Here is a 13,317-nt window from a genome sequence, read left to right as displayed (position 1 = left end):
GCTTAGAAACGATAACCAATTTTCATGCCGTATGCCCAAGCATTATTATCTTCAAAATCACCTACAATTTGACCCGCTGTCTGAGCTTTTGCATCACCTAGCCATAAATGTTTTACGCCAGCTTGAATAAAGTAGTTTGTAGCAGGACTATATTGTGCACCTAGACCCAAACTCCAATAACCTTCTGTTGGACCAAGTGTGGTGACAGGGTTACCAGCGCCTGAATCCCAACCGACAGAAGTTGAAGCAGACCATTTGTCAGAAAATTTGTGGCCAACACCTACATTTGCCGACCATTGATCTTTGTCATAAGAAATCAGATCTTGGCCCATAGATTTAAGGAAAGTAGGACTTACAGTAAATTGATCCCAGTGAACCCAACGAACATTAGCAAATGCTAAAGTATTTGCGGCAACACCTGTTTGAAAATCAATATTCACAGACTGTGGCGTAACGGCTTGAGTTGATGTCTCATGATTAAAGTTTAACGTTGAACCAAATGCGTCAATTACTGGATTTAGAGATTCATTTGACTCTGTTTTATGCTTCACTTCTGAGCGGTAAGTTATTGATGTTTTTAAAGCAATTTCAGGAATACTGTATGCGAAACCTGCAATCCAGCCAAAAGCAGGTTCTTCATTTATTCTAATATCGTAGGTGCCTAATTTTGATGGCCCACCATATGCATAACCACGTAGTTTAATGTCTGCTTCAACTGTTTGCCAAACTGGACCTGCATAAATATTCCAGTTTTTATTCGGTTGGTAACCAATAAGTGCTGTTAGATTTTGTGTTTTAACTTCGACTGAAGTTCCTTCACCGTTATTACCAAAGCTAAGGCTATTATCTGCGTATTTTGCATCAGCACCAAAAGGTTGATCGTAAATTAAACCCAGTGAAATGTTATCCGTTGCTTGAACTTTGATTGCAGAATTAATGAAGTAATAATCTTCAGCAATATCATCGATGTTTTCTTTTAGAATTTTTGATTTACCCTTAACATCTGGATCAAGAATAGAAATACCGGCTTCAGTATAATTTCCCGGTTGCAAGAATGCTTGAATAGATTGACCAGAACGATCTAAACCACCTGCAAAAGTCACTGTTACGGGGAGAATGGTGAGGAAAATAGCAGCGCTGATCGCAGTCAATTTCATGATTTATATATCCCAAAGGGCCAAATATTGCTAAAAGTGAATGAAAAATAACATAATAAAAAAAAGAGTAAATACTCAGTTAGCTTTAAAAATAAGCTTGAATTATAGATTTATAAGGTGAGTTGAGTGATTATACTAATTATTTAAATGTATATTAATGATTTAGAAGTAAAAATATTCATTTTTAATATGATTAGATGGAATATTAATATTTTGAATTATTTGTTTGAATAATAAACACTTAAACTGAATAGATTTAAACAATAATTAATTTGAATAAAAAAAGACCATTAATGATAATGGTCTTTTTAGTGATCGTATTGAAATTGATAACTTAGAATTTATAACCGATTTTTAGACCATACGCCAAAGCATCATTGTCTTCGAAACGAGCAACATAATTATTACCGCCTGCTTGTGCGCCCGTTTGTGCATCTGCATCACCAAGCATGAAGTATTTTACGCCGCCAGCAATGAACGTCGCTGGTGTTGGACTATATTGAACACCAAGTCCAATATTCCAGAAACCTTCTGTTGGTCCGAGCGTTGAAACAGGATTACCTGCACCAGAGTCCCAACCTACAGAGACATTTCCTGCCCATTTTTCATTAATTTTACGACCAACACCAACTGTTGCTGAGATTTGATCATCTGAATATTCAACCAAGTTGAAGCCATTTGGTCTATTGATCGTTGGTAACTGACCCGCAACTTGAGAAATTTGACCAAATTTATAAGGACGAATAGAGAAACTTGACCAATCAACCCAACGTAAATTCGCAAATGCAATTGTATTTGCCATGATTCCCGTTTGGAAATCAATGTTTACAGACTGAGGAGTGGTAATTTTAGTTTCTTGAGTTGCTAAATTATTTGCTGCAATTAAACCGTTAATGGTCGGCACTAAAGGTGCGAGTTGAGGTCCTAGAACAGGATTACTAGCTAATCCAGGTAATGCTTGCTCTAATTGATCAAGCAGTCGAACCGATTCATTGATATTAACTTTATGATCAATTTCAGAACGGTAAGTAATCGATGCTTTTAAAGCAATGTCTGGAATTTGAAAAGCGGCACCAGCAAGCCAGCCACCACCATCAGTTTCTTTAATCTGCGCATCGTAACCATTATATAAACTATAAGCATTACCACGAAGACTTACGCTCCCTTTAATCGTTTGGTAAACACCACCCGCATAGAAGTTTAAGCTTTCATTTGGTTGGAAACCAAAAATTAAAGATAAATTTTGAGTATCAACATCAACTTTAGTATTGCCAGTTACGCCACCGACCAATGCAGTAGGTAAACCCGTAATAATATTATCTGAAGGAGCAGCGACAAATATATTTTTACCTGAATACTCTGCTTCAGCACCAAAAGGTTGGTCGTAGATTAAACCTACAGAGAAATTGTCAGTTGCTTGAATTTTTAATGCTGCACTTGGAAAATAGTAATCACCAGCCATATCTGAAATTTGACGACCACCAGTGGCATCAATTTCTTTTCCTGAAACAGAAGGATCAAGAATTGAAATGCCTGCTTCAAAATAATTGCCTGGTTGAAGAAAAGAAGAAATTGATTGGCCTGAGCGATCTAGGGCTGCTGCAAAAGTTCCAGCAGTTGGTAAAGCTAAGAGGACAGCTATAGATAATGTTTTTAATTTCACTTTAATCTTTCCCTAATTGAACAGATTTTGTAATTTTTAATCCTAATGAAGGTGTAAGTCTTATATTTTGATACTTACAGTGGCTTCTAGACACAAAATAACACATTAAAAATAAGAGTAAATACTCTATGAAATATGAAATTTTTCGCTTAAAAATTAATTTTTAATATAAAATACAAACGTACACAAATAACTTATTGAAAATAATAAATTTAATAATTTATTTAAAAATATTAAAGGTGATTTTAAGAATTATACGCATCAGTCATCTTTAAAAAATAATGATTTTCATGTGATTTTTATAGATTATAGTTACAAAAAAAGAGCTTAAAGCTCTTTTTTTGTATGCAGATCATTAAAATCTATAACCCATTTTTAGACCATATGCCAATGCTTCGTTGTCTTCAAAGCGGCCAACTGATTGACCTGCTGATACAGCATCCGCATTACCAAGCATGAAATATTTAACGCCAGCAGAAATAAATGTTGCAGGGGTAGGGCTAAATTGTGCACCTAAACCTATGTTCCAATATCCTTCTGTTGGTCCAAGCGCAGTGACTGGATTACCCGCACCAGAGTCCCAACCGACAGAAAAATTACCCGCCCATTGATCACTGAACTTACGACCTACACCGACATTGGCAGACCATTGGTCTTTTTTGTATTCGATAATATTTTCACCTTGACCACCATTTAAACCATTAAAGGCTGTAATCACTCGGAATTTATCAATATCAATATCCATTCCACCCCATTCAACCCATCTTACATTAGCGAATGCGACTGTGTTTGCCATAATCCCAGTTTGAAAATCAAGGTTTACAGATTGTGGCGTCGTAATTTTAGTATCTCTAGAGGAACTGCTCAATTTGGCACTAACACCTTGCAAAGCAGCCAATTGTGCTTGTACATTTGGTGGTCTTAAAGGTGCTGGGATTGCTTGGATTTGTGCGATACCCGCTGCTATTTGACCTGCGATAGCATTCGCAGTTTCATTCGTTTCTAACTCATGATCTATTTCAGAGCGATATGTTAAAGAAACTTTAAGGGCGATCTCGGGTATTTGATAAGCCGCGCCTGCCAACCATCCAAAACCATCATCTCTTTTAAATTGTGCAGTGTAACCAATACTAGAAAGTGTTAAATCCCCTCTAACATCTTGATAAACACCACCACCATAGAAATTAAAACTTTCGTTAGGTTGAAAACCGACTAATGCCGTAATGTTATTCGAATTAACTTCAACATTTGTGCCTGTATATTTGCCGCCATCTGTGTAATATGCATCAGCACCGAAAGGTTGATCGTAAAGTAATCCAAATGAAAATTGTTCGTTTAATTGAAGTTTTAGTGCTGCGCTAGGGAAATAATAATCACCAGCCATGTCACTGACTTTAGCATTGCCATTGTCTGCACCAGTAATACCACCTACAGATGGATCTAGAATAGAAATCCCCGCTTCAAAATAATTATTAGGCTGTAGAAAAGCACTAATCGATTGCCCAGAACGATCAAGTGCCGCGGCATAGACACCAGATACAGGTAAAAGAGCAAGTAATACAGACGAACTGATGGCTTTTAATTTCATGTTATCTATCCTTAGATAATAAATTTTATGTTTCTTTTTTAAACTGTTTTTTTACTTTTTATGAGGACCAAAAATAAATTTTTTTACATTTTGGCTGATTTTCACTCATGTTTTCAACATATCATAAACTTTCGAAGTTGCAACAAAAAAAATGACAAAATTGACTAGTGAAATGAGAAAAATGGTCAATAAAGGAAATGTTATGTGATTTAAATCATTTAAAAAAGGGATATGCGCTCTGCGGGACTCGAACCCACGCCGGTCGCTTAGGAGGCAACTGCTCTATCCAGTTAAGCTAAGAGCGCAAAGTGGAGGAGATTATAAAAGAAATATAGTCGAACACAAACAATTGATAAAAAATAAAATTTAATGAGAAGTGCAGAATAGGGGTATTCGTAAATAATACCCCTATTGGATTATAAATTATAATTATTTAAGTTTTTGCAAACTTTTAAATAAAGCAAGCATAACCACGATCCAGATAGGAATCATTAATACTGATTCCTTAAAGCCTTGAGTCCACATAATAAACAGAACCACAGCAATAAATATTAGTACAATAATATTACTCACTGGTGTCCAAAGTGCAGGGAAACTCGTCTTTAAATTATCTTTTTTCATCGCTTGTTTGAATTTCAAGTGAGTCAAAGTAATCATCGCCCAATTCAGTACTAAGGCACCTACAACAATATAGATGAGATGACTTAAAGCATCTTCAGGAACGAAGTAGTTTAATAAGACACACCCGAAAATTAACAAGGCTGAGAAAAGCACAGCGGGAATTGGCACGCCTTGTTTATTCACTTTCAGAAATACTTTAGGTGCATTTCCTTGTTTAGCCAAACCGAACAACATGCGACTATTTGCATACATACCACTGTTATAAACGGAAAGTGCAGCAGTCAAAATAATGAAGTTGAGTAAATGCGCGGCCCAACCAATACCCAATTGGCTGAAAATCATGACGAATGGACTTTTATCTAAGCCACCTAGGTCAAGCTGATCCCAAGGAACCAATGAAAGTAAAATCGTCAATGAACCGATGTAGAAAAGTAGAATACGGAAGACGACTTGATTGATTGCTTTAGGAATGGTTTTTTCAGGATTTTCAGCTTCAGCAGCCGCCATACCAATCAGTTCAATACCCCCAAATGCGAACATTAAAAATGCAAGCATATAAAACAAACCTTCGAAACCATGTGGGAAAAATCCACCGTGACTCCATAGGTTGCTAAATGAAGCAGTCGAGTTGGCATCTGCAGTCAATAATAGATAAAGACCGAAAACAATCATTGAAACGACAGCAGCTACTTTAATAATCGACAACCAAAACTCAGACTCGCCATAAAATTTAACGTTGCCTAGATTGACTAACGTGATAATGATGAAGAATGTGAAAACTGAAGCCCATGCAGGTATTTGCGGCCACCAATAATTAATATATTTTGCAACGGCAGTCAGTTCCGTCATTGCAACAAGGACATAAAGAATCCAATAGTTCCAGCCTGCTAAGAAGCCAGGGAATTTACCCCAATAGCGATTAGCAAAATGACTAAATGAACCTGCTACAGGTTCATGTACAATCATTTCACCGAGTTGACGCATGATCAGGAATGCGATTAGTCCACCGATCGCATATCCTAAAATAATGGATGGGCCTGCAGATTGTATGACCTGCGCAGAACCTAAAAATAGGCCAGTACCAATTGCGCCGCCCATAGCGATCAATTGAATATGACGATTTTTGAGGCCGCGCTGAAGTTGAGAAGAATTGTTGTCCAATTTTTCAGCTCGCCGAGTGATTTTTAAAACATTGTAAAGGATAGATTTATTTAATCCTAGTAAATCTGCGACTTAAGCGATAGCGAGCCTCTTACTGTTTAATTTTTTTATATAAAGTTAATATTTAACAATCATTTAATTTTAAAATTTTGTTTTTTATCTTGTTTGATTCGGGTTGGAATTTTAGATAAATTTGCTTAAATAATTTTTATACTTAAGTCATCTGGTCAATGTGTTGAATTTTAGGCACTATAAAATACAGCATCATAAAAAAATTTAAATTAAATAAAGTCATGTAAGGATAGGCAGAACAATGAGCTTTGCAGCACAAGTAAAAATACCAGCGACATATATGCGCGGTGGCACGAGTAAAGGTGTTTTTTTCAAATTAGATGATTTACCTGAGCGTGCCCAAGTCGCTGGTGAAGCAAGAGATCGTTTATTACTTCGCGTTATTGGTAGCCCAGATCCTTATAGCAAACAAATCGATGGTATGGGGGGTGCAAGTTCGAGTACGAGTAAGACCGTTATTTTATCGAAAAGCGAACATCTAGATCATGATGTAGATTATTTGTTTGGACAAGTTGCGATTGATAAAGCGTTTGTGGATTGGAGCGGTAATTGCGGAAACTTAACTGCGGCAGTGGGCTCTTTCGCAATTTCAAATGGTTTAGTGAGCGCAGAACGAATTCCTGATAATGGCATTTGTACAGTTCGTATTTGGCAAGTCAATATTAAAAAAACAATCATCGCTCATGTGCCAATCATCAATGGTGAAGTACAGGAAACAGGTGACTTTGAGTTAGATGGAGTGACTTTTCCAGCTGCTGAAGTACAGATTGAATTTTTAAATCCAGCTGATGATGGTGAAGATGGAGGCTCAATGTTTCCAACAGGAAATGTTGTAGATTTACTTGAAGTACCTGAAATTGGTACATTCCAAGCCACTTTAATCAATGCTGGTATTCCCACTATTTTCTTGAATGCAAAGGAAATAGGTTATACGGGGAGTGAACTGCAGGATGAGATCAATAATGATGAGATTGCACTGGCTAAATTTGAAAAAATTCGAGCTTATGGTGCAGTGAAAATGGGAATTATCCAGCATGTCGATGAGGCTATTTCTCGTCAACATACGCCTAAAGTGGCATTTGTATCAGCGCCTAAAACTTATGTATCTTCGAGCGGTAAGCAGGTAAATGAATCAGACATTGATCTGTTGGTCAGAGCATTATCAATGGGCAAACTGCATCATGCAATGATGGGTACAGCAGCAGTTGCCATTGGTACAGCTGCGGCAATTCCGGGAACACTGGTAAATTTAGCCGCGGGTGGGGGTGAGCGAGAAGCTGTACGTTTTGGTCATCCATCAGGCACTTTACGAGTGGGTGCACAGGCATTATTTGAAAATAATCAATGGATGGTTAAAAAAGCCATAATGAGTCGAAGTGCTCGCGTCTTAATGGAGGGGTGGGTTCGTATTCCAGCCGATAGTTTTTAAAAAGTTAGTTAAATAAATAAGTCAAATAAAATCGTAGATCTTTTTCATAAATCAAAAAATGATCATCCAGTGGTAATAAATTGATATATAAAAATACCTTCTCCCTTTGGGAGAAGGTGAGGATGAGGGAATGATCATGATGAGTGTGTCCTGTGAATAATGACGATTGAAAAGAAGTCTATTGAAGATATAAAAAATGTAATGAATAACAGTCGTGAGTAGTAAATCCTGGGAAATCATATTTCAAAAATAAGAATGTTTTTAAATTACGAATTGTTATTAAATCAAAATCAGGATAAAGCCAATTCAAGGATGAAATAAATCTATAGATTAAAAATTCATCTTAAAATGAATGAGTTTTAATCTAAGAAAATTAACATGAAACATATAATGAAATTAATTATTATTAGTGGGTTGTTGGATTCATGGGTCACGAAATAGAACAATTCTATGACTTTAGAGATGATATATTTTACTGAAGAGGTCAATGCTTGATTTATTCTACTTAGCTTTATTCTATTTAACTATATTCTATTAAGTAGTGAAATGAATCTTAACTCAATGACTTAAAATAATCTTCAAATATAATTATGACTATAATGAGGAACCCATGAATTCATCTGAAGATGCAGGTCGACTCAAAAGTAATGATTCTTTTTTGGAGTTGGTTCAAAATATAGATAAAAGGAGTTTTGTATCTACTTTTTCAAAGTTTCCAGTTCCGATTGCAATCATTAATATAGAAGCAGTTTTCCTAGGTGTAAATCAATGTTTTGCTGATATCTACGAAAGCGATGCAATGTATATGATGGGGAAGAAATTAAATGAATTCTCAACTGTAGTTTATGCTCACTTTTTAAGTGCGATCAGTAGTTTTCAGGATGATTTATATTTAAATGATATTGAAAATGAATTTTATTCAAAGGGCCATTTTTATCTTGCTTATTTTAGAGCGTTAAGGGATGTAGATAGAAAAATTTATTCAATCGTTGTTGTTGGTGCAGATATCACCAAATTAAAAAGACGTGAAAGAGTCTTGATTCAAAATAATAAAAAATTACATGAATATGCTTATATAGATCAGGTGACAGGTTTAAAAAGTAAATTAGCTTTGGAGCTTTTTATTTCTGAGAAATTTGTCGGTGATGAAAGTGAAGTATATGCCTTTATTAAAATAGATATAAACGATTTTAAAAAGTTTAATCAAATGAACAGTTATAATATTGGCGATCAGACTTTAACGCGTATTGGTCAAGAGTTTAGTGAAGAAATTTTGCAGGATAAAGCAGAAATATATCGTTTAAATTCAGCAAGCTTTGTGGTGGTCGTAGAGGATTCGACACCTTGGAAAGTACTCACGATTGCTGAAAGATTACGTCAGAAAATGATCAAGTCCGAGATTGTATTTCATTCGGAAAGCGATGAAAAATTAACAGTAACGATTGGTATTTATCACCCCAAAATGTACGATCCAATGACAGGTTCTGATATTTTGAGAGAGCTGGATGTTGCAGTGAGAAATGCTAAAAATCAAGGTCAAAATTCAATTTATGTTTTGGATTAGAGACTGTTGATCAAGTTATTGCAGCAAGTACGAAAATACTCATCAAGAACGAAGATATACAAACAGTTTTATTGAGAATTTGATGTGCCTTTGATTGAATGATGTAGAATGGCGACGACTCAAGAATAGATTGAGTCCTGTAGATAAGCAAACTTGAAATTTAGAGGCCAAAGTGACATCAATTGCTCATGTGAACACTGAAATTTTAAAAAACGCTCAGGAACAGATTCAGCAAGATTTAACCATAGCGTTAGAGGCTTTTTCTATTCCTGAACCTTTAAAAAGTGCAGTTCATCATACGGTGATGTTGGGCGGGAAACGCGTTCGTCCAGCTTTGTGTTATGCAACATCCAAACTCATAGCCAATAATATTAATTTTGCCGCTGTGCGTCGTGCTGCAGTGGCGATAGAGTTAATTCATTGCTATTCATTGGCTCATGATGATTTGCCATGCATGGATAATGATTTATTGCGTCGTGGGCAGCCGACTTGCCATGCGAAATATGGTGAAGACACAGCCTTATTGGCGGGCGATATCTTGCAATCAATGGCATTCGAAGTTCTTGGCAGTCGATTGTTTGATACTCAACATTCAGTTGATGCAAATATTACACTACGTCAGATGCAGATTTTAGCGACGTCGAGTTCTAAGATGGTATGTGGTCAGGTCTTAGACCTACAAGCTGAGGGTAAAGCTATCGATCAACTTGAACTGGAAACTATTCATCGTAATAAAACGGGAGCTTTAATCCAAGCTGCGATCATGATGTCTGCTGTAACGCTATATCAAGGTGCAGATCCTGCCATTCCAAAATTGCGAGAATATGGCCAAGCGATTGGTTTAGCATTTCAAGTTCAAGATGATATTTTAGATGTCGTTTCTGATACTGAAACATTGGGTAAAACCGCAGGTAAAGATGAACAAGTTGAAAAGTCGACTTATCCAGCACTTTTGGGATTAGAAGGTGCGAAAGCTTATGCTCAACAACTGCATAATCAAGCTTTTCAAGCCTTGGCATATTTCGAAAATGCGGATGATCTTAATCAAATTTCGCAGTTTTTATTGGCACGAAAAAGTTAAAATTTATTTCGTTCAATCAAGACATCATTGTAAGCACTGAAATTATTAGATCTCTTTCATCAGTGTTTTTACACAAAAATCTCGCTATTAGTATGTCCTTATCTCAGTCTTCCTCCAATGGGAGAAGGCTGTTTTAAACATTAATTTATTGCTCTTAAAAATCTTTATCGATTTATGCAAGAAGATTATTAAAGATAAATTTTAAAAATATAATAATTTTAAAAATATAAGAACCCTAGAGTTAAAAAAGAGGACAAAGCTGCCCTCTATTTAGTTACTTTCTGAATGATTCATTTTTTACTTTTCATTATTCAATGACGATCTACTTCAACAGAATGCAGTTAAAAGATTTCACGTATTGATTTGATCATATTCATTACTTCGTCGTTTTGTAAAGACGGTCTGCTTCATCAAAACGCTGGGTAATCTCTTCATTCGGTGCTTTACCCAATAAACTCACGATGATAATAGTGAGCGCCGAGCAGATAAAGCCAGGAATGATTTCATAAAGTCCAGTGTCGCTCCAGAAGTTTTTCCAGACAATCACAACGACAGCACCGACGATCATTCCAAATAAAGCACCATTTAAGGTCATGCGTTTCCAGAATAAAGAAAGCAAAATTAATGGTCCAAATGCCGCACCAAAACCAGCCCAAGCATAGGCAACCAAACCAAGTACTTTAGATTCAGGATTTGAAGCTAGACCGATCGCCAATAGGGCAATAGCAAGTACCATGAAACGACCGACCCAAACCAATTCTTTCTGAGTCGCATTTTTACGCAGCAAGGATTTATAAAAATCCTCGGTTAATGTGCTTGAGCACACCAAAAGTTGACAACTTAATGTACTCATGACTGCCGCTAAGATTGCAGCTAAAATAATACCTGCGACCCATGGATTAAATAAAATTTTAGTTAATTCCATGAACACAGTTTCAGGATTATTGTTAACTATAGAAGCGAATTCAGGATTTTGTTGAAAGAAAGCAATTCCATAATAACCAGCAGCAACAGCACCGCCCAGACAAAGAATCATCCACGTCATACCAATGCGGCGTGCATTTGGTATCGATTTCACCGAATCAACAGCCATAAAACGTACAAGAATATGGGGTTGTCCGAAATAACCTAAACCCCATGCCAATAAAGAGATAATCGCAACCGTACTTAAATCTCCAATTATATTCGTGGCCTGAGGACGTGCTGCTTCCAGTGCTAAGGTCACTTGAGTCATATCTGAAAAACTGAGTAAAACCATGACAGGAGTCAGTAATAATGCAAAAATCATCAGGCCAGCTTGAATCGTATCAGTCCAAGAAACTGCTAAGAAACCACCGATGAATACATAACTAATGGTCGCAATAGCACTGATCCACAACGCTGTGCTGTATGGCATATCGAACATACTTTCGAATAGACGTGCTCCTGCAACCATGCCAGATGCACAGTAAATTGCAAAGAAAATCAGGATAATGAATGCTGAAACGATACGTAGTACTTTCTTTTGATCATTGAAGCGATTAGAAAAATAATCTGGTAAAGTCAATGCATTATATTGAACTTCAGTGTGCACACGTAAACGTCCAGCAACCACTAACCAGTTTAACCACGCACCAATAATCAAACCAATCGCGATCCAAATTTCAGATAAACCTGACAAGTAAATAGCGCCAGGCAGACCCATGAGCAACCAACCACTCATATCTGAAGCACCCGCAGACAGTGCTGTCACGAAACTACCTAAACGACGTCCACCCAAAATATAGTCTGAAAAGTTAGTGGTCGCGCGATATGCCATTAATCCAATGATAACCATGGCGACTATATAGAATAGAAAAGTAATTAAGGTGGGATTTAGGGAGCTCATACGATATCCATATTGATGTAGGATTGTAGATTGCAAAATAACAAATCTAAATTTAGTGGAAATTTAAACATAATTTAGAAAAAAATGCTGAATATTTCAGAAGCTTGTAGAGTTCAAATAAATTTTTTAGAGTCAAAAAATACAGGCAGCTCGAAAGCTGCCTGTATAAATTATAAATCAATTTTTTATTAAGATGGATTACGACCCATAACACCACGAATAGTATTCATAATATCGGCAGGTAGAACCACTGTTTTGGCATTATTAGATTTAGCCATTTCTTGCATGGCTTTGACATACTGTTCACCCAATAAGTATGCAACAGGAATTTCTTTATCCCCGACTGCATTGGTGACCATGTTAATGGCTTTTTCTGACGCTTCTGCCAAGACGACTTGTGCTTCAGCATCACGACGAGACGCTTCAAGACGACCTTCTGCTTCTAAAATAGCGGCTTGTTTTTCACCATCTGCACGGGTGACTGTTGCTCGTCTTTGACGCTCTGCGGCTGCCTGTGCTTCCATTGCCGACTGCATCGTTGTAGAGGGTTGAATGTCTTGAATTTCAACAGTTTTTAGCGTAATACCCCAATCTGAAATATCATCAGAAATTGCAGCTTTCAATTTTGCTTTGATATGATCACGTGAAGATAATGCATCATCTAGATCCATTTCACCGACGATAGAACGTAATGATGTTTGAACTAAGTTTTGAATAGCCCAAATATAGTTTTCAATACCGTATACCGCTTTTACAGGCATGGTGATGTTGATATAAGCCACAGCATTCATCACTAAAACAGCGTTGTCGCGTGTAATCACTTCTTGCGAAGGGATATCTAAAACAATATCTTTGGTCGTTACTTTATAAGCAACTTCATCGACATATGGAATCACAAAGTTTAAGCCAGGACTGAGTGTACTTTCGTATTTACCCAAGCGTTGCACAATCCAGTTATAGCCTTGTGGAACGATACGAACACCTTTGAAAATGGTGATACCGACGAATACTAAAATTGCTAACGCAATAATTGAACCAGACATGTCTGTTCCTCTTTTTGATATTTATGATTATAAAATTAAATTGAGTTTATTCTCAGGCGCTATAAACCAGT

The 13,317-nt window shown here is 36.6% G+C and carries 9 protein-coding genes and 1 tRNA gene; 3 read left to right on the top strand and 7 right to left on the bottom strand.

Features of this window, described 5'->3' with window-relative positions; genetic code table 11:
* Positions 1–2 precede the first annotated feature (2 nt).
* The 5 genes from V5M36_RS11420 to V5M36_RS11400 all read right to left on the bottom strand — a co-directional run bounded on the left by V5M36_RS11420 (position 3) and on the right by V5M36_RS11400 (position 6,190).
* On the bottom strand, positions 3–1,157 hold the full coding sequence (locus V5M36_RS11420; protein WP_338559089.1) for an OmpP1/FadL family transporter: 1,155 nt from the start codon (positions 1,155–1,157) through the stop codon (positions 3–5).
* Between the two features lie 334 nt (positions 1,158–1,491).
* A complete protein-coding gene (locus V5M36_RS11415; RefSeq protein ID WP_338559086.1) occupies positions 1,492–2,820 on the bottom strand; it encodes an outer membrane protein transport protein in 1,329 nt (442 codons plus the stop codon).
* A gap of 355 nt (positions 2,821–3,175) precedes the next feature.
* On the bottom strand, positions 3,176–4,408 hold the full coding sequence (locus V5M36_RS11410; protein ID WP_338559084.1) for an OmpP1/FadL family transporter: 1,233 nt from the start codon (positions 4,406–4,408) through the stop codon (positions 3,176–3,178).
* 232 nt (positions 4,409–4,640) lie between these two features.
* Positions 4,641–4,713 (bottom strand) — tRNA-Arg (locus V5M36_RS11405).
* 124 nt (positions 4,714–4,837) lie between these two features.
* Positions 4,838–6,190, bottom strand: coding sequence for an amino acid permease (locus tag V5M36_RS11400; protein WP_338559082.1), 1,353 nt, complete (start codon positions 6,188–6,190; stop codon positions 4,838–4,840).
* A 313-nt stretch (positions 6,191–6,503) separates the two neighbouring features.
* Between V5M36_RS11400 and prpF the strand changes: the two genes are divergently transcribed.
* The 3 genes from prpF (at position 6,504) to V5M36_RS11385 (ending at position 10,336) form a co-directional block, all read left to right on the top strand.
* Positions 6,504–7,691, top strand: coding sequence for a 2-methylaconitate cis-trans isomerase PrpF (gene prpF / locus V5M36_RS11395; RefSeq protein ID WP_338559079.1), 1,188 nt, complete (start codon positions 6,504–6,506; stop codon positions 7,689–7,691).
* Positions 7,692–8,301: 610 nt separating this feature from the next.
* Positions 8,302–9,255 carry a sensor domain-containing diguanylate cyclase gene (locus tag V5M36_RS11390; RefSeq protein ID WP_338559077.1) on the top strand — a complete coding sequence of 318 codons (954 nt, stop codon included), beginning with the start codon at positions 8,302–8,304 and terminating at the stop codon, positions 9,253–9,255.
* Positions 9,256–9,427: 172 nt separating this feature from the next.
* On the top strand, positions 9,428–10,336 hold the full coding sequence (locus V5M36_RS11385; RefSeq protein ID WP_338559074.1) for a polyprenyl synthetase family protein: 909 nt from the start codon (positions 9,428–9,430) through the stop codon (positions 10,334–10,336).
* Between the two features lie 376 nt (positions 10,337–10,712).
* Here V5M36_RS11385 and putP read toward each other — a convergent pair whose 3' ends face one another.
* A complete protein-coding gene (gene putP / locus V5M36_RS11380) occupies positions 10,713–12,203 on the bottom strand; it encodes a sodium/proline symporter PutP (protein ID WP_338559072.1) in 1,491 nt (496 codons plus the stop codon).
* Between the two features lie 188 nt (positions 12,204–12,391).
* The gene (locus V5M36_RS11375) at positions 12,392–13,246 is read right to left on the bottom strand and encodes an SPFH domain-containing protein (protein ID WP_338559070.1); all 855 of its coding nucleotides are present in this window, start codon (positions 13,244–13,246) and stop codon (positions 12,392–12,394) included.
* Between the last annotated feature and the right edge of the window lie 71 nt (positions 13,247–13,317).

This window comes from Acinetobacter sp. KS-LM10 (genome assembly GCF_036896575.1).
Taxonomy (GTDB): Bacteria; Pseudomonadota; Gammaproteobacteria; order Pseudomonadales; family Moraxellaceae; genus Acinetobacter; species Acinetobacter avistercoris.
The sequence above is the reverse complement of the archived record's forward strand: the minus strand, read 5'-3'. Positions and strand labels throughout refer to the sequence as shown.